The sequence below is a fragment of the Rhizobium aethiopicum genome (genome assembly GCF_014197535.1).
GTDB classification, from domain to species: Bacteria; Pseudomonadota; Alphaproteobacteria; order Rhizobiales; family Rhizobiaceae; genus Rhizobium; species Rhizobium aethiopicum_A.
Genome location: NZ_JACIFV010000003.1, coordinates 237,389 through 254,442 on the forward strand (window position 1 = coordinate 237,389; position 17,054 = coordinate 254,442).

General features: G+C 60.3%; 13 protein-coding genes, 1 tRNA gene and 1 pseudogene. 7 read left to right on the plus strand and 8 right to left on the minus strand.

Going from position 1 to position 17,054, the window contains the following annotated elements; translation table 11 throughout:
- Nucleotides 1-17: 17 nt before the first annotated feature.
- Nucleotides 18-1,559 carry a sugar ABC transporter ATP-binding protein gene (locus GGD53_RS06550; protein ID WP_184454672.1) on the minus strand — a complete coding sequence of 514 codons (1,542 nt, stop codon included), beginning with the start codon at nt 1,557-1,559 and terminating at the stop codon, nt 18-20.
- Between the two features lie 68 nt (nt 1,560-1,627).
- Nucleotides 1,628-2,557 carry a sugar ABC transporter substrate-binding protein gene (locus tag GGD53_RS06555; protein ID WP_184454674.1) on the minus strand — a complete coding sequence of 310 codons (930 nt, stop codon included), beginning with the start codon at nt 2,555-2,557 and terminating at the stop codon, nt 1,628-1,630.
- A 367-nt stretch (nt 2,558-2,924) separates the two neighbouring features.
- Between GGD53_RS06555 and GGD53_RS06560 the strand changes: the two genes are divergently transcribed.
- A complete protein-coding gene (locus GGD53_RS06560; protein WP_184454676.1) occupies nt 2,925-3,422 on the plus strand; it encodes a DUF1993 domain-containing protein in 498 nt (165 codons plus the stop codon).
- A 61-nt stretch (nt 3,423-3,483) separates the two neighbouring features.
- Here GGD53_RS06560 and GGD53_RS06565 read toward each other — a convergent pair whose 3' ends face one another.
- Complete coding sequence (locus GGD53_RS06565) at nt 3,484-5,046, minus strand: alkaline phosphatase family protein (protein ID WP_184454679.1); 1,563 nt, start codon at nt 5,044-5,046, stop codon at nt 3,484-3,486.
- Entirely contained in the window at nt 5,024-6,007 is a 984-nt protein-coding gene (gene galE / locus GGD53_RS06570) for a UDP-glucose 4-epimerase GalE (protein ID WP_184454681.1), read from the minus strand. The genes GGD53_RS06565 and galE overlap by 23 nt, the downstream gene beginning before the upstream one ends.
- Nucleotides 6,008-6,251: 244 nt before the next feature.
- Between galE and GGD53_RS06575 the strand changes: the two genes are divergently transcribed.
- Complete coding sequence (locus GGD53_RS06575) at nt 6,252-6,896, plus strand: ThuA domain-containing protein (protein WP_184454684.1); 645 nt, start codon at nt 6,252-6,254, stop codon at nt 6,894-6,896.
- 62 nt (nt 6,897-6,958) lie between these two features.
- On the opposite strand, the gene GGD53_RS06580 is transcribed toward GGD53_RS06575, so the two are convergent.
- The 3 genes from GGD53_RS06580 to GGD53_RS06590 form a co-directional block, all read right to left on the minus strand.
- Complete coding sequence (locus tag GGD53_RS06580; RefSeq protein WP_184454686.1) at nt 6,959-7,213, minus strand: DUF2934 domain-containing protein; 255 nt, start codon at nt 7,211-7,213, stop codon at nt 6,959-6,961.
- 222 nt (nt 7,214-7,435) lie between these two features.
- Complete coding sequence (locus GGD53_RS06585) at nt 7,436-8,848, minus strand: RtcB family protein (RefSeq protein ID WP_184454847.1); 1,413 nt, start codon at nt 8,846-8,848, stop codon at nt 7,436-7,438.
- A 769-nt stretch (nt 8,849-9,617) separates the two neighbouring features.
- Nucleotides 9,618-11,171 (minus strand): TROVE domain-containing protein, encoded by a 1,554-nt coding sequence (locus GGD53_RS06590; protein ID WP_184454688.1) that lies wholly within the window; start codon nt 11,169-11,171, stop codon nt 9,618-9,620.
- 211 nt (nt 11,172-11,382) lie between these two features.
- On the opposite strand from GGD53_RS06590, the gene rtcR reads away from it, so the two are divergent.
- The 3 genes and pseudogenes from rtcR to GGD53_RS06605 all read left to right on the plus strand — a co-directional run bounded on the left by rtcR (nt 11,383) and on the right by GGD53_RS06605 (nt 15,091).
- Entirely contained in the window at nt 11,383-12,990 is a 1,608-nt protein-coding gene (gene rtcR, locus GGD53_RS06595; protein ID WP_184454848.1) for an RNA repair transcriptional activator RtcR, read from the plus strand.
- Between the two features lie 85 nt (nt 12,991-13,075).
- Complete coding sequence (locus GGD53_RS06600) at nt 13,076-14,512, plus strand: DUF6880 family protein (RefSeq protein ID WP_184454690.1); 1,437 nt, start codon at nt 13,076-13,078, stop codon at nt 14,510-14,512.
- 37 nt (nt 14,513-14,549) lie between these two features.
- A pseudogene (locus GGD53_RS06605) lies at nt 14,550-15,091 on the plus strand (thioredoxin).
- A gap of 52 nt (nt 15,092-15,143) precedes the next feature.
- Here GGD53_RS06605 and GGD53_RS06610 read toward each other — a convergent pair.
- A tRNA-Gly gene (locus GGD53_RS06610) sits at nt 15,144-15,218 on the minus strand.
- Nucleotides 15,219-15,478: 260 nt separating this feature from the next.
- Between GGD53_RS06610 and GGD53_RS06615 the strand changes: the two genes are divergently transcribed.
- Both GGD53_RS06615 and trxA read left to right on the plus strand, forming a co-directional pair.
- On the plus strand, nt 15,479-15,988 hold the full coding sequence (locus tag GGD53_RS06615; RefSeq protein WP_184454692.1) for a prolyl-tRNA synthetase associated domain-containing protein: 510 nt from the start codon (nt 15,479-15,481) through the stop codon (nt 15,986-15,988).
- A gap of 56 nt (nt 15,989-16,044) precedes the next feature.
- Nucleotides 16,045-17,019: a thioredoxin gene (trxA, locus tag GGD53_RS06620; protein WP_184454694.1), complete on the plus strand. Its 975-nt coding sequence runs from the start codon at nt 16,045-16,047 to the stop codon at nt 17,017-17,019.
- The last annotated feature ends 35 nt before the right edge of the window (nt 17,020-17,054 follow it).

Sequence of the window (17,054 nt, forward strand, 5' to 3'; positions counted from 1 at the left end):
CGATCGCAAGCTGCGCATTACCGCGCAGCCAGCTCCATCACCTTGATCTGCGTTGCTTCATCGCGATTGAGGAAACCGGTCACCAGGCCCTCATGCATGACCATGATGCGGTCGCTCATGCCGAGAACCTCGGGCATTTCGGATGAGATCATGATGACTGCCACGCCGTTTCGCGCCATTTCCGTGACCAGCCGATGGATTTCCGCCTTGGCGCCGACATCGATGCCGCGTGTCGGTTCATCGAGGATCAGGATCTTCGGATGGGTGAGCAGCCAGCGCCCGATCAGCACTTTCTGCTGATTGCCACCCGAAAGGTTTTCCACCCGCTCGTAAAGATTGGGGGTTTTCACGCGCAGCCTTTTCGCCATGTCTTCGCAGGTCGCCTCGAGCGCTCCCTGCTGCACGAAACCACCCTTGACAAATTTGTCCTGCAGGACGGCGATCTGCATGTTTTCCAGGATATCCAGGATCAATAGGCAGCCGGTGTCTTTGCGATCCTCCGTCAGGAATGCCATCTGGTGACGGATGGCCTCGGTCGGCGAGGAAATCGTCACCGGCTTGCCGAACAGTTCGATCGTGCCGGAGCTTGCCGGCGTCACGCCGAACAGCGTTTCGGCGACATTCGACCGTCCGGAGCCGACGAGGCCCGCCACACCGAGAATCTCGCCGGCTCTGACCTCGAAGGAAACATTGCGGAAGACGCCCTTGAGACAGAGGTCTTTGACGGAGAGCACGACCTCGCCGATGGGCACCTCTTCCTTCGGAAACATCTGAGTGATCTCGCGCCCGACCATCATGCGGATGATGTCGTCGCGGGTGACGTCGGTCGAGGCATGCGTGCCGATATATCGGCCATCGCGGAAGACGGAAAACTCGTCGGCGATCTCGAAGAGCTCGTTCATCTTGTGGGTGATGTAGACGATGCCGATGCCCTCAGACCTGAGATCGCGGATGATGCGGAAAAGATGCTCGACCTCGCGCTCCGTCAGGGCCGAAGTGGGCTCGTCCATGATGAGGACATCGGAATTATAGGAAACCGCCTTGGCGATCTCGACCATCTGCCGGTTGGCGACCGAGAGGTGACGGACTTCGATATCGGGATCGATATCAATATTGAGCCGGGCAAACAGCTCCTCGGTCATGCTATGCATCATGCCATGGTCAATGAAACCGAAGCGGTTCTTCGGTTCGCGGCGGATCCAGATATTTTCAGCGACCGTCATGAACGGCATCAGGTTCAGCTCCTGATGGATCATGGCGATACCGTTCTCCAGCGCATCGAGCGGAGATTTCAGCTGGATCTCGACCCCTTTGAGGCGAATATCGCCTTTATCGGGCGTATAGATGCCGGCGAGAATCTTCATCAATGTCGATTTGCCGGCGCCATTTTCGCCCATCAGCGCATGCACGGAGGCGCGCTTCAGCCGGAACTGCACGTCATCGAGGGCGACGACACCGGGAAACTCCTTGCGAACGCCCTCGGCGCTCAGCAGATATTCCGCATTCGGAACTGCGCCGCTCGCACGCACGGCGGCCATGGTTGTCGGGCTGACGGCCATATCATCTCCTCCAAATACGGACAGGCGGAAAGGATGCGGGCAGAGCCCGCATCCTGTTGGCACTCGTCTCAGTTCTTGGTGACGAAGTCCTTGACGTTTTCAGGCGTGACGAGCTGGAAGGGAATGTACACCTTCTTCTCGGTCTTTTCGCCCTTGGCGATCTTGAGCGCCGTGTCGAGTGCGCCCTTGCCCTGGCCGGCAGCGTCCTGGAAGACGGTGACGTCGAGGTCGCCTGCCTGCATGGCGGCAAGCGCGTCCTGGGTGGCGTCGACGCCGCCGATGACGACCTTCTTCATATCCTTGCCGGCTGCCTTCAGTGCCTGGATGGCGCCGATCGCCATTTCGTCGTTGTTGGAGATCACCGCGTCGAACTCGATGCCGCTGGAGAGCCAGTTGGTCATCAGGTCGGCGCCCTGGGTGCGGTCCCAGTTGGCCGTCTGCTCTTCGACAATTTCAAGGCCCTTGCACTCGTCGGTCTTGACGACGTCGTGGACGTCCTGGGTGCGCATGCGGGCAGCCTGGTTGGAAAGCTCGCCCATGATGACGACGGCCTTGCCCTTGCCACCGAGAATGCGGCAGATTTCCTTGGTTTCCAGCGTGCCGGATTCCTGCTCGTTGGAAGCGACGAAGGCCTGCTTTTCCGGAAGCGTGTCGACGTTGACCGGCTGGCGGTTGACGTAAACCAGCGGAATGCCGGCATCGGCGGCAAGCTTGGACATTGCCGTGGTCGCGTCGGTATCGACAGGGTTGACGATGATTGCATCGACCTTGGAGGCGATGAAATTCTGGATCTGGCTCTGCTGCTTGGAAACGTCGTTCTGCGCGTCTTCGACCTGCAGCGTGACGCCGCTCAGCGTTTTGGCATAATCGGTCATGCCGTTGCGCAGAACGGTCAGGAAGTTGTCGTCGAACTTCGCCATCGACACGCCAACCGTTTCCGCGTGGGCGGCCGTCGACATGACGAGCGCCATCGCAGTGCCCAGGATAAACTTTTTCATTTTTACTTCCTCCACAAAGCGGTGCCCGGCTGCACCCTCCTCACGCCGGAGCTCCAGGCATCTGCCCTGAAGCCGCAATTGCTGCGCCACCTCTCCCGCGGCGTTCCGAAAACGGAACAAACAAACCGTAAAATTTGTTATGCGGAATATTCATTCCATTTTCTGGGAACGACGTCAAGCCTCTCTTTAGCGGCACTCGGGATATTGATGGGGCAATGCATGGGAATTGCGCGCGGCACACGCGTTCGGCGGCATTGCGCACGAAGTGGGCAGCCTCCATCTATGGGAAGGTCGAAGACAGGCTCACCGCCGCAGGCCCTTCGACATCCGCCGCGGCCGCCCATTGAAGATTTTGGAGACAGGACTGATGTCCATTTCGATCTATCGCCTTACCGTTCCGATGTTCCAGCGCGGCCTCGCCAGCCTGAAGACCTATCTCGACAAGGCTGAAGCCTATGCGAAGGAAAAGAATATCGATCCCGCCATACTCGTCTCCGCCTGGCTTGCGCCCGACATGCTGCCACTCGCCGGTCAGTATCAGCGGGCCAGCGACAGCGCCAAGTTCACGCTCGCTCGTCTGACCGCAACCGACGCGCCGAAGTTCGAGGATAACGAGACGACGATCGAGCAGTTGCGCGAGCGCCTGGCAAAGACCGAAGCCTATCTCGCCACCTTTTCGGCGCAAGCGCTGGAGGGCGCGGAAAGCCGCCAGATCACTCTGCCGGGCAAGAGCGGCATCGTGCTGCAGGGTGACGAATATATCACCACCTTCGCCCTGCCGAACTTCTACTTTCACGTCGCTACCGCCCACGCCATCCTGCGCAACCAGGGCGCACCGATCGGCAAGCGCGATTATCTCGGTTGATTCAAGGCAATTCCAGCAAAAGCGCACAGCGGGTCTTGCTGGAATTGCGTACGGAAATGCTCTACCGGGGTCGGAGCGTTACCGGCCCCTTTTCCGTCAGTTCGGTATAGGCAAGCGTCTGGTCGAGATGCCGGGCTCTCAGCGAGAGCAACTTCTCGGCATATTCAAGCCGGATCGCCGCATAGGCCGGATCAGCCGCGACGTCGTCGAGTTCCATCGGATCATTGCCGAGATTGAAGAGCAGCGGCGGCAGTGCGGTAAAATGCACATATTTGAACCGACCGTCGCGGATCACCGCGAGATTGCATTGGTTCGACCTCAGCCCGAAATGCCGCTCCGCCTCACCGTTGGCAATGTCGCGAAAATCGAATTCCCAGAATATCGCGTCGCGCCAGCCTTCCGCGCGCTCGCCCCGGATGAACCCCATCAGCGACCGGCCGTCGAGCCCGTTCTTTGCCTCGATGCCGAGCCTTGCGCACAGGGTGGGAAAAATATCCGCAGCGCTGGTGAAATCGTCAACGATCCTGCCGGCCGCAGCATTCGCCGGATCGCGGATTATCAGCGGGATATGGTAGCTGCCATCGAAGAAGCCACCCTTGCCGAGCGTCCAGTGATCTCCCGCCATCTCGGCGTGGTCCGAGGTGAAGACGACGAGCGTATTCTCCCAAGACCCTGCATCCTTCAGCGCCTGCCAGATCCGGCCGAGCTGCGCATCGACCTCTGAGATCATCCCGTAATAAATCGCCCGGATCGCCGCGAAATTCTCACTGCTCCAGGCGCTGAGCGGCCCTTGCGCCCCGTGAATGAAGCTGCCCTTGTCGGTGAGCGACATGGCATAGGCGAGATAGGAATGAGCCTCCTGTTCCGCTTCGCGATTTTCCGCACGCGCAAAGGCCGGCCCGTCACCCGGCTTGTACATCCGGTTGAACGGCGCCGGCACGGAAAATGGCGGGTGCGGACGCAAGAAAGAAACATGCGCAAACCACGGTCGGTCCTGTTCTCCCATCCAGCGAATGAACTCGCCGGCCAGGAAGGCGGTCTGGGTCTCATCGCTGGAATAGGCTGGCGCCGCATCGGAAATTACGCCGGCTTGCGCACCGACGGGGATATGGATGTCGCGGCTGACGGCATTTGCATGGCCACGTGACCTGAGCCATGAGAGCCATTGCCGCTCATGCTCGGGCAGGAGCTGGCGAGCGGTAAAACCCGGCAACACGCCTTCATAGGTCGTCAGATGCGGGTCGGCCGCATCCATGCCGCGCGGATCGGGCGCCGTGTCGGTATAGCCGAACAGCGTCGGGTCGTATCCCGCCCGCCGGGCCGCCAGCGCCAGATTGTCGAAGCGCGCGTCGAGCGGCGAACCATTGCGGCAGACGCGGTGGTTCATCTGATAAAGGCCGGTATAGAGCGTGGCCCGGGCCGGCGAGCAGGGGGCCGCCCCGGCATAATGCTGCCGGAAGAGCGTGCCTTCGCGTGCCAGCGCATCGATGTGAGGTGTTTTCACACAAGCATGACCGACCGCCGATAGGCAGCCGCCACGCCATTGGTCCGCAGTGATCAGCAGAATATTGGGCCGGCGGAGCTTCTCAATGCGTTTCGGCTCAATGCTGGTTGGATTTTGCATGCCAGTTCCAGGCGGAACTTATGATCTCGGACAGATCATACTGCGGCACCCAGCCGAGCACGTCGCGCGCCTTGTCGTTGTTGGCGACCAGCGTATGCGAATCCCCTTCGCGCCGGCCGATATATTCGACCGGAAAGGGGCGGTTCGACACGTCCTCGATCGCCCCGAGCAATTCCCTGACCGTCGTGCCCGTGCCGGTGCCGAGGTTGAGCGCGACGGAATCGCCGCCCTTCAGCAGATATTCGACGGCGCGCACATGCGCGTCGGCAAGATCCAGCACATGGATGTAGTCACGCACGCAGGTGCCGTCGCGCGTCTCGTAGTCGCTGCCGAACACCTTGAAACCCTGGCGACGGCCGAGTGCGGCGTCGATCGCCAAGGGAATCGCATGCGTTTCCGGCTGGTGCCATTCGCCGATCCGGCCTTCGAAATCGGCGCCGGCCGCATTGAAATAACGCAGCACCACCGAGCGCAGGTCCTTGTACTGGTCGTAATCGGCAAGCGCCTGTTCGACGATATATTTCGTCCGGCCGTAGGGATTGATCGGCACTTGCCGGTGCGTCTCGTCGAGCGGCACGCTCTGCGGCAGGCCATAGGTGGCGCAGGTGGAGGAGAAGACGAAGGCATTGATGCCGGCCGCTTGCGCTGCCGAAAGCAGCGTCAAAGTGCCGATGACATTGTTTTCATAGAAGGAAACCGGATCCTTGACCGACTCGCCGACCTCGATCAGCGCCGCAAAGTGTAGGATGGCCGCCGGCTTGTGTTTGGCCAGCACCTCGTCCAGCCGGGCACGATCGCGAATGTCGCCCTCTTCCGCCGGCCCCCATTTGACGAACTCGCGATGGCCGTTTGAAAAATTATCGAAGACGACAGGCCTATAGCCCTTGTTCGCCAGGTCGAGGCACGTATGCGAGCCGATATAACCGGCGCCGCCGACCACAAGAACCGTTTCACCTGCCATGCACCACCCTTAATCATCAGTGAGAGATGGAAGAAACCTAGACGAGATACACGTCAATAAAAAGAAGGAACTGCGATCGGCACGAGCGGACAATACGTCAAATGCCGAAACCGGCGGTTTGCGATTGGCCGAAACGGCGAAATCGATCAATTATTCGCGTGATTTGCATGACCGCCCGATTTAAGCGGCTTGTATCATCGGGTGATGATCAACGATCCACAGCAATCAGTCAGGGAGACCGGGAATGAGGAAGGCATTGATCGTCTGGGGCGGCTGGCAGGGCCACGAGCCGGAACAATGCGCCCATATCGTCGCCGATCTCCTGCGCGAGGACGATTTTGCGGTGGAGGTGACCGGCGATCTCGGCATATTCGGGTCTCCGACCCTGGCGAAGGCAGATCTGCTGGTGCCCATCATCACCGGCGAAACGCTGGAAAAGCCCCATGCCAGCGCCCTGGTCGAGGCCGTGCGCGGAGGTCTCGGACTCGCCGGCCATCACGGCGCGCTCGCCACCTCCTTCAAGGAAAGCGCGCCTTTCCGCTACGTCTGCGGCGTCACCTGGGTCGCCCATCCCGGCAACATCATCGATTTCCGTGTCGCCGTCACTCGCCAGGACGATCCTGTCATGGAGGGCATTCCCGACTTCGACTACCGTTCGGAGCAATATTATCTGCATTATGATCCGACAGTCGAAATCCTGGCGACCACCACCTTCACCGGCGCCTACGATCCGGCGGCGCGCAACGTGGTGATGCCCGTCGTCTTCAAACGCCATTTCGGCGCCGGCCGCATCTTCTATTCCGCTCTCGGCCATGTCGCTGCCGAGTTCGACCACCCCTACATGCCGCTCATCCTGCGGCGCGGCCTCGGCTGGGCCGCCCGCCAATAGTATCAGGACGACACATTGCCGCCTCCGGCGGTGTGAGTGCTTCAATCTGACAGGAAAATGTTTTAACGCGCCGCTTTCAGCTGCAGATCGTGCTCGACGGCGGGGGCCGCTCCGTCATAGACCCGCATCAGCCGCCCGGCCGCCTTCAGCTTCTCGATAAGGTCGTTTCCGTCGGGCGAGGCTTTCGTCAGTTCCAGCTGCTCGAATTCCTTGAGCGCCTGCATCCAATGGCTTTCCCCGCGGCCTTCCGGCCTGCCTTCCGATTCCCACAGCGAATAAGCGCGCTGGCTGACCCAGGCGTCCTTATTGTGACTCATAACAAAACCCCAGCCGAAAATTTGGACGCAAATATCGAGTGCCGACAAGGTGCCAGACCTGGCTTTAGGAGTGGTTACGAGGCAGCGTTATTTTTTAGATAATGCGAAGAGATGCGGATACTTAGGCCTTGATAAAGTAATATAAATCGGCGGCGGAATGGCATGCACCTACTGCTGCGGCCCTTGCCGATATGGCAAAGGCCGCAGCATTGCCGCAGGCAATCAACGGCGTTCCCGTTTACGACGCCAGGGTGCATCCTTCTGCCAGTCACCGGCCATGATGCTTCCATAGGGAATGACCTCGTCAACCACCTCGGCCAGACCGTAATGCTCGATCTGCGCACGCACATTGGCGGCAGACTTGTAGGCGCTCGGCAGTTCCGAGGCGTCGGCAAAGCCCGAGAAGAAGCGAACGTCCAGGCCCGCGGTCTCCTTTTCCAGGATCGCCGCCAGGTTGTTCGGGCTCAAGCCGCGGGCATCGGCGCCATATTCTTCCGCCAGGCGCCGCATATGGGCGCTGCGCGAAAAGTTACGGCCGGCGCCATGCGGCGAGAAGCCGAGGCCATGGGGGGCGTTGGAGCCGCGGACGATCAGGATCGGTTCCGCCATGTTGAGCGGAATGATCGTCAGATCGGTCGCATCCTCAGCCCATTTGTCGAAGGCGGGCGTCGCTCCCTTGCCGTGATAGAAGAGGCCGTCCGATTTCCGGAAAACGAAATTGTGCTCGTTCCAGAAACGATCGGCCACTTTTGCCGAGAGCGCCTCTGCTGCCATGTCATGCACGACATAGTGGTTTTCCCTCGTCCACTGCCTGATAGTCTGCAGAGCCGACCAGTAGAGCTCGCCCTCTTCGGTGTCGGCGGGGATCCAGGCATTGTCCCGCAGCGTTTCCGGCGAGATCTGCTCGCGGAAGCGGTTCGCCGTCTTCATGCCCTTGTCGTAGAGCCGGGCACCCGGCGCACGCGACCCGTGATGGGTGACGAGTGCGGTCTCACCGGTCGATTTCATCGTGCCGACATAGGCGAAGTGATTGCCGTCGCCCTGGGTGCCGAAATGTTCGATGCCGGCACTGAGCGCCCCGTCCCGCAGGAACGGGTTCTGCTGGAAGGCCGACAGCGTCGCTTCGGAAGGCTTGATCTGCGCGCCGCGCGGACGGCCCCCGGGACCGAAATGCGTCACCGCATGCACGGCGTCCAGAAGTGATTTCGGATCGACATCCGGGAAGATCGAGATCGCCATGGAGCAGCAGATATCCGCCGAGTGCATGCCCGGATGGATCGCCTCCGATGCCACGACGCCACCAACCGGAATGGTGCCGATCGGCCCGGCCGGGCAAGCATCGGGCATGATCGCTGCAGCCCGGACGACCGGCGTGCGTGCAAGCGCCCGCATCGTGGCGTTGACCTTCTCGACATTGTCCTGCTCGAAGGTGTTCTCGGCGCGGATATTGGAATAGATCTCGATATCGTTATTCGCCCTCAAGGCGAGCGTCGGCGCCGGCTGAAAAGCCCTTGCCGCTTCGAGCGCCTCTGCGGCCGAACCGCCTTGGCTCAAAACCCTGTTGGCCGCATCGAGGGCCGGGCGAAACCACTTGCCCTGGCTCATGCCTGCATCGATCAGATCCTGTCCGCTCATTATCTCGGTCATCTTCTTTTCTGCGTCTGCAGTCCTTCTTCTTCGTTACGTTTGATGCTCGCCTGGGCGACGATTTTCCCGGAGACCTTACCGCACGCATTCCATCACCGATGGCGCGATGCGGCCCTGTAGTCCGACCGGGGGCATTCGCCCAAGTTTCTTGCATCCCGGTGACAACAGGTTGGCGGGATGATTGCTGAGCTACACGTCCCTTGCGGGAGATGGGATAATTTGAACATCCGACCTCTCCGCCGGAGATCGGCGGAGTGCTCTTTCCTGTAGTCCTGCCGGCATTCACCAGGCATTACTTGCAGCGGCGACAAAGGTGGACGAACCTGTGTGGCCCCGCTCGTGCCAGAGAGCGCCGCCAAGGACAGGAGTCGAACCTGTCGGGCCACCTCAGGGTGGAGGCTGTAGTTCCGTCCGGCATTCGCCGCTGCAGTTTCGGTCATGGCGACAAGTCTTGAGGAAACATCTTGCGCATCCTCCTCCCTTTCGGGATTTGGGCGACAAGGCGGGCCTTGAACCCGCGCCCTTTCGGGTTACCGATGTAGTTTCCCCGGCATTCGCCATGTGGTTTGTATGTCATTCGATTGGTCCGTGACGACGAGATATGGTGGAACACCCGCTCTATCCGCTGAGCTACGGGTCCTTATTTTTGGGGGGACCCGACGGGATTCGAACCCGCGACCTGGAGAGTGACAGTCTGTAGTTCCATCCGGCATTCGTCACGGTGCCTCGCGCCGTTCACTGGCGGCGCGAGGCAATTTCAAAGATCGGTCGCCTCGATTCTGCGAACCCATTCGCCCGGACCGGACTTGCCGGCCGCGAAGCTGGCAATGGCTCCGTAGACGGCATCCGAGAAGCCGCCGATGTTCAGCACGTCCTCGGCCCTGGCTGGCGTCTGGACGTAAGGCTGGATGTCGAGGCAGACCAGCTTTGCAGCCGGGTTCAGCCTCTTGATCCGCGCCCATTCGACCATCATCTCGGTCGCCTGGCCGTGCCCCTGCGCATCCATCCAGGACTGGTTGTCCGAGACGAAGACCACGAGGTCGACCGCCGCCTTCTCCTTTGCCAGCAGCCGCAGCGGCGCAGAGCAGTTCGTTCCGCCGCCGCCGACCGCCGCAAGCTTCGCCGCATTGGTCATCACGCTGTCACGCCCATTCAGGCGGACGTTTACGACGTCCTGTTCGAACGGGATGATACGCGCATGCCGGTTACGTCGAAGGAACGACGCAGCCATGAGTGCTGCGATATCGATGCAGCGGACGGCTGATGTCGCGCCCTTCCGGTAACCGGTAACGGGGGACGACATGGAGCCGGAAACATCCGGGCAGACCACGACATTGCCGCCGATGGTCGGCACGCTGGAGATTGCCACCTCCATCGCATCCTGCAGAGCATCCGCAACGACAGCCGGAACCGACCGGTTCGCCATATGCCACGCCACCATCAACTGGTAGGGGAAGACACGCGCCTTCCGCACCGCTTCCGGATCGGCGATCCGTGCAGCAAGCCGTTCGGCCATGCCATCCAGCTCGAACACCCCGTTTCGGGCAAAGGTGTTGAGGTTCTGGCGCACCATCTGCCACGAGCCCTTCAAGGCGATTTCCGACCACTGCTCCTTGCTCAAACCAAGCGAGGTCAACATCTGGAACGGCACGGGCGGCAGCGGCAAGCTGCTATCGCGCTTGAACGCTTCGAACGCCTTTGCCTCCGCCGGCAATGCGGCGATATCATACGGCTTGCCAATCGCCCAGGCGTAGAGCGCCTGACGTTTCGCATCCCGCGGCTTCGGATGCACCATCCGGATCACATCCGGCAGCGACGGATCATTGCCGACCATCGCCTGCAGGAACTGTTCCGTCGTCACCCGGTCGAACCAGGCCTGGACCATCTTCTTCGGCCGCGATCCGAGCGATTTCCGGCCGGTCACACCCGACCGCATGACCTGCACGAAGCCGCGCAACATCTTGCCGCTCTTTACCACACGCGGAAAAGCTCGCGCAAAGGCATCGCTTTCGAGGCCCGAAAGCATCGCCAGCAGCATGACCGGCATGTCCTTTATATGGCCCTTGTCCGCCGCGTAGACCGCGAGCTTTGCCAGGAATTCCGGCTCGACCTCCGCGCCAAGGCGCATCACGGCATCGAGCTGTTCCCCGGCATCCGCATAGAAGGTGTCGCTGAATGTTCCGGTGACGGCATATTGCGCCAGGGCCTCACGCGGCGAGAGAGCATAGGCTGCTGCGCCTTCGTGGTTGGTCGTCGTCGTGCCGGCGAGCAGCTTTCCAAAATAGGATTTGAAAATTGCCTTGTTCACCATGGCAGCACCTCTTTGATTTGGTTCTGCCTCATACAATTCAAGTGGCGTGCCAGTTTCTAAGAACTGCGGCAAGCCTCCGCAAATCCGTTCATAAATCTTTGATTTTTAATAGCAAAAATTATCAGAGAATTTCTGCCCTGCAAAATTGCCAAGTTCGAGAAACCGGAATAGTCTATCTCATAATATATGTCTTTATAATTTTGGATAAATGATGAAGCGCCGTGTCGCCATCAGCATTCTTGGAACGACTCTCGACGTGGGCCGGCGTGAAGACCGATGGACGCGCTGGCGGCCGAATGTCGGCCTTTGCCAACAGACCGGTCTTTTCATCGATCGGCTGGAACTGATCCACGACAACCATTCCGACTGGCTGGCCAAGACTGTGATCAGGGATATCGAGACGATTTCGCCCGCGACGGAGGTTCGCCAGCGCATCATCAATCTGCGGGATCCCTGGGACTTTTCCGAAGTCTATACGAGCCTCAGGGATTTTGCCCGCGACTACAGTTTCGATCCCGAGGCCGAAGACTATCTCGTCAACATCACCACCGGCACTCACGTCGCCCAGATCTGCTGGTTCCTCCTGACCGAAGCGCGCATCATCCCCGGCAGGTTGCTGCAACTCTCTCCGCCGCGCGAGCGCGAGCCGGGACAGGATTTCGCGGGAACCCATCGCATCATCGATCTTGATCTCTCGCGCTATGACGAAATCGCCAAGCGCTTCGCATCCGAACAGGCTGATGCCGCCTCGTTTCTGAAATCCGGTATTTCGACGCGAAACCCCGCCTTCAACCGAATGATCGATGAGATCGAGCGCGTTGTGATCCGTTCTACCGCACCCGTCTTGCTGACCGGCCCGACCGGCGCGGGAAAATCCCAGCTTGCCAAGCGCATCTACGAACTCAAGAGGGTCGAGCGAAAGGTCAGCGGCCCCTTCGTCGAGGTCAACTGCGCAACGCTGCGTGGGGATCACGCCATGTCGGCGCTTTTCGGCCATGTCAAAGGCGCCTTCACCGGCGCCGCAGGCGAACGGCCCGGCCTGCTGAAGTCGGCGGACAAGGGCGTGCTCTTTCTCGATGAGATCGGGGAACTCGGCCTCGATGAACAGGCCATGTGCCTGCGGGCGATCGAGGAGAAGCGCTTCCTGCCGGTCGGCGCGGACCGCGAAGTTTCCGCCGACTTCCAGCTTCTGGCGGGCACCAATCGCGATCTCGGTGACGCCGTCCATCATGGTCAATTCCGCGAAGATCTCTTTGCCCGGCTCAATCTATGGACTTTCCAGCTGCCGGCGTTGCGCGAGCGCAAGGAGGATATCGAGCCCAATCTCGATTTCGAGCTTCGACGGTTCCTTGAACGTGAAGGGCAGAACGTGACGTTCAACAAAGAGGCGCGAAGCCGCTATCTCGCGTTTGCGACCGGCTCGGAGGCTGTCTGGAGCGCGAACTTCCGCGACTTGTCCGCCTCCGTCACGCGCATGGCAACGCTCGCGCCTCAAGGCCGAATCACCGTCGAGGTGGTCGACGATGAGATTCGACGCCTCAAGGCCGCCTGGCGCGGCTCGTCGGGACGCCAATCCTCCGACGACATCCTCCTCGACCTGCTCGGCGAGGACGCCACTGCCCGCCTCGATCGTTTCGACGCCGTTCAACTCGCCGCCGTTCTTCGCACCTGCCGCGAGCATGCCAGCGCCAGCGCGGCCGGCCGGGCACTGTTTGCAAACTCGCGCCTGGAAAAGAAGAGCAGCAACGACGCCGATCGCCTTGCCAAATATCTCGCGCGCTTTGACCTGAAATTCGAAGACGTACGGAAACCGCACTAGGATTATCCCAACGCCTTCCCGCTCGGCACCTTGGACGGATGTGAACGCTGAGATACTATCGGGCTGGAAACGATAGCGACGGTCCATGGCAGCAAAGACGACTCTCAACGCAAAGAATCTGGAGGCCCTCGGTGCGCAGCGGCTCGCCGAATTGCTGATCGAAATCAGCACCGGCAGCGCCGCCCACAAACGACGGCTTCGAATGGAGCTTGCCGGTAACCACGGCGGGGCGGAAGTGGCTCGTGAGGTGCGGAAACGTCTCGCCAGCATCGCGCGAGCCCGCACCGTCATCGAATGGCATAAGGTGAAGACTGTTAACGCCGACCTCGAAACGCAGCGGTCCGCGATCGTCACCGTCGTGGCTGCCGACGATCCGAAGGAAGCGTTCGATCTCATCTGGCAATTCCTTGCTGTCGCCGACACGATATTCGCGCGATCCAACAGCGACGACAGAGCGTTCATCGAGACGTTCCATCAGGCATGCGCCGATGCCGGCGTCATCGCCAGCTCCGCTCATATCGGTATCGACGTCCTTGCCGACAGGATCTTCACCGCGCTGCAGGATAACGACTACGGCCAATATGATCCGCTGATCGACGAAATGGTTCCGGCGCTGGGCAAGGACGGCCTGGAACGTTTGAAGAGCCTCCTGGTGCAATGGTCTAACGAACCGGAGGAGAAGCCTGCCGACGCCGACCGGGAGATTTTCGGCTGGGGCGGCAACGGGCCGATCTACAAGGACGAGATCTACGCCAATCATCGGCAACGGAGGGCACGCATCGCCCTGCAGGAAATTGCCGATGCCCAGAATGATGTCGATGCTTTCATCGCCCAGCAGCCGGAAGAGACATTAAGGGCGCCTATGGTCGCAGCCGAGATTGCCGACCGTTTGCTTTTAGCTGGACGCGCCGGGGAAGCATTGGAGATTTTGGACGCCGCCGATCACAGGGGGTGGTTCGAACTGCCTTTTGAATGGCAGTATGCCCGCGTCGAAGCACTCAACGCGCTGGGACGAGGGGAGGAAGCGCAGGCCTATCAATGGCAAAGCTTCGAGCAGTCGCTGAATGGCGACCACCTTCGCGCTTTCCTGCGAAGGCTCGCCGACTTCGACGATATCGAGGCCGAGGAGAAGGCATTCGCCTTTGCACACTGTTTTCCGGAGGTTCATCGAGCCCTTGCCTTTTTCCTCACCTGGCCCGCGCCTGCCGAGGCAGCAAAACTCATATCCAGGCGCCAGGCCGAACTGGACGGCGACCTCTACGAGCTGATGACGCCGGCCGCCGAGATGCTGCAGGAGAAATACCCGCTCGCAGCAACCGTGGTGCTGCGGTCGATGATCGGCTTCGCCCTCGATGAAGGCCGATCCAGCCGCTACAAGCACGCCGCGCGCCATCTTGCGGAATGCGCGTCGCTCGCGCCTCATATCGACGATTTCGGCAGCGCCCGACCTCATGACACCTACGTCGCCGAATTGAAGCGTCAACATGGAAAGAAGCATGGTTTCTGGAGCTTGATCCGTTAAATTGCATACCCAATTCACGAACGGAAAGGACATCGTCATGACCGATACTTCGTGGCACGCAGATCCCCTGAGCTGGGGCAATGGCCCACGCATCTTCGAAGCCTTCCTATTCGGCCAAGGCATTCAATAAGCTGGACACCCTTCTCGATCAGGCCGGCGAAAACAGGATCACGGTGAAGATCCGCCTGCAGTCGCAGCCTTGGCATATGTATTCCGGCGTGATCGTCCGCTGCATTATCGCAGCCTCGACCCTGGAAGCGGCAAGGAGAGGCGAAGAAGGTGATCGCCGCCGTCGCCGCGCATCGGGAGGAATTCGAATTCGATCGTCACGCCGGTGGCCCGAACATGGACGTCACGCCAAATCAGATCATCGAGCGTCTGGAGGGCTATAGCAGCGTGAAGCTGAAGGACGCCTTCGCAATCCCGGATCTCGACCGGGAGATCAAATGGCAGTGCAGATATGCCAGGCAAAACGGCGTCCATGTCTCGCCGACCTTCATGATCAACGGGCTGGTGCAGGCGGACGTGAGCAGCGGCGATGAGGTCGATACCTGGGTGAAGAAGGTACTGAGCCAATGACACCAGCTATGCTGGCGTCGGAAAACCATAAGCGCTGTTATTTCGGAGAAACTGGAGCGGGCGAAGGGATTCGAACCCTCGACCCCAACCTTGGCAAGGTTGTGCTCTACCCCTGAGCTACACCCGCTCAATCCGCATCGGTCCGGGGTAGTCGTTGGACCGTGGGCGCCGCCTCGTGGCGACGGGCGCTATATGGCCTAACGGATTTTCAAATGCAACAGGGAAATGACGGAGAAGCGAAGAAAAATTTCGGTGTCCGGCGAGGCAGAGCGGAAAGGGCGCAAAACTGGGGGCAGAGCGTCGGTTGTGAAGATTGCCAAACATTGTGGACGGACTTAAATCAGGACGCCCTCGACTTTTCCTTATCTCCGTTCGATGGATTACCCGATGTCCGATAATACCCCCAAGACAAGAGAAGAATTGTTCGCCTTCCTCGACGGGCTCGGCATCGCCCATAAGACAGTGGATCATGCGCCTGTTTTCACCGTGGCCGAATCAGTTGCGTTGCGCGACGCGATCCCCGGCGGCCACACGAAGAATCTTTTCATCAAGGACAAGAAGGACAGGTATTTCCTGCTGACGGTGGAGGAGAATGCCGAGGTCGACCTCAAGCAGGTTCACACCATTATTGGCGGGTCCGGCCGGGTCTCCTTCGGCAGAGCGGAGAAGCTGATGGAGTATCTCGGTGTCATTCCGGGAGCGGTCACTGCCTTCGGCGCGATCAACGACATCGGCGGAAACGTCACTTTCGTGCTCGATGCCGATCTGATGGCCGAGGAAATCGTCAACTGCCATCCGCTCTCCAACGATGCGACGACATCGATTGCGAGCGGCGACCTCATCCGTTTCATGGAAGCGACCGGACATAAGCCGCTTGTCTTGAAAGTGACGTCCTGACATACGATTTTAGCGCTACAATGATGCCGGCAGGATCGGCGCGGCGGGAGATACCAATGAGCGGCAGCAACAACCCCTATAACGGTTCCTTCGGAAATCAGATGTCGGCAACGGCAAGCTTCGGCGCTCAGCCGGAAGCGGCGGCTGCGGCCGGCAGCTACATCAGCGACACGACGACTGCGAATTTCGGCAAGGACGTCATCGAGGCGTCGCGCAAACAGCCGGTGCTGGTGGATTTCTGGGCGCCTTGGTGCGGTCCCTGCAAGCAGCTGACGCCGGTGCTGGAGAAAGTGGTCAATGAAGCCAAGGGCCGCGTTCGTCTGGTCAAGATGAACATCGACGACCATCCCTCGATTGCCGGCCAACTCGGCATCCAGTCGATTCCTGCCGTCATTGCCTTCGTCAATGGCCGTCCGGCAGACGGCTTCATGGGCGCGGTGCCGGAAAGTCAGATCACTCAGTTCATCGACCGTATCGCCGGGCCTGCCGGTGCCGATGAGGCGGCCGAAATCGAAGCCGTGCTGACGGAGGCGGCGGAGCTGCTCGCTGCCGGCAACATCAACGAGGCGGCGCAGCTTTACGGCGCCGTCATGCAGGCCGATCCCGAGAATGCCAAGGCGCTTGCCGGAATGGCCGAATGCATGATCGCCGCAAACCAGCATCAGCGGGCGCGCGAAACGCTGACTGATCTGCCGGAGGAGCTGGCGAAGGACGCCGGCATCCAGGCGGTGCTGAAGAAGCTCGACCAGATCGAGGAGGCGCGCAAGCTTGGCGATCCCGTTGCGCTCGAGCGTGAACTGGCTGCCAATCCCGATAATCACGAGGCGCGGCTGAAGCTCGCCAAGATCCTCAATGTCGAAGGCCGGCGCGAGGAAGCCGCCGAACATCTGCTTCTCATCATGCGCAAGGATCGCGCCTTCGACGATGACGGCGCTCGCCGGCAACTGCTGCAGTTTTTCGAGGTCTGGGGGTTCAAGGATCCGGCGACGGTTGCCGCGCGGCGCAAGCTTTCGGCGATGCTGTTCTCTTAAGATGAACATCCGCCCTTGCGTTTTCGGGCGGGGGC

Excerpts from the sequence above, each read along its gene's own strand:
- GGD53_RS06550 (WP_184454672.1), bottom strand. The coding sequence starts at position 1,559 with ATGGCCGTCAGCCCGACAACCATGGCCGCCGTGCGTGCGAGCGGCGCA.
- GGD53_RS06555 (WP_184454674.1), bottom strand. The coding sequence starts at position 2,557 with ATGAAAAAGTTTATCCTGGGCACTGCGATGGCGCTCGTCATGTCGACG.
- GGD53_RS06560 (WP_184454676.1), top strand. The coding sequence starts at position 2,925 with ATGTCCATTTCGATCTATCGCCTTACCGTTCCGATGTTCCAGCGCGGC.
- GGD53_RS06565 (WP_184454679.1), bottom strand. The coding sequence starts at position 5,046 with ATGCAAAATCCAACCAGCATTGAGCCGAAACGCATTGAGAAGCTCCGC.
- galE (WP_184454681.1), bottom strand. The coding sequence starts at position 6,007 with ATGGCAGGTGAAACGGTTCTTGTGGTCGGCGGCGCCGGTTATATCGGC.
- GGD53_RS06575 (WP_184454684.1), top strand. The coding sequence starts at position 6,252 with ATGAGGAAGGCATTGATCGTCTGGGGCGGCTGGCAGGGCCACGAGCCG.
- GGD53_RS06580 (WP_184454686.1), bottom strand. The coding sequence starts at position 7,213 with ATGAGTCACAATAAGGACGCCTGGGTCAGCCAGCGCGCTTATTCGCTG.
- GGD53_RS06585 (WP_184454847.1), bottom strand. The coding sequence starts at position 8,848 with ATGAGCGGACAGGATCTGATCGATGCAGGCATGAGCCAGGGCAAGTGG.
- GGD53_RS06590 (WP_184454688.1), bottom strand. The coding sequence starts at position 11,171 with ATGGTGAACAAGGCAATTTTCAAATCCTATTTTGGAAAGCTGCTCGCC.
- rtcR (WP_184454848.1), top strand. The coding sequence starts at position 11,383 with ATGAAGCGCCGTGTCGCCATCAGCATTCTTGGAACGACTCTCGACGTG.
- GGD53_RS06600 (WP_184454690.1), top strand. The coding sequence starts at position 13,076 with ATGGCAGCAAAGACGACTCTCAACGCAAAGAATCTGGAGGCCCTCGGT.
- GGD53_RS06615 (WP_184454692.1), top strand. The coding sequence starts at position 15,479 with ATGTCCGATAATACCCCCAAGACAAGAGAAGAATTGTTCGCCTTCCTC.
- trxA (WP_184454694.1), top strand. The coding sequence starts at position 16,045 with ATGAGCGGCAGCAACAACCCCTATAACGGTTCCTTCGGAAATCAGATG.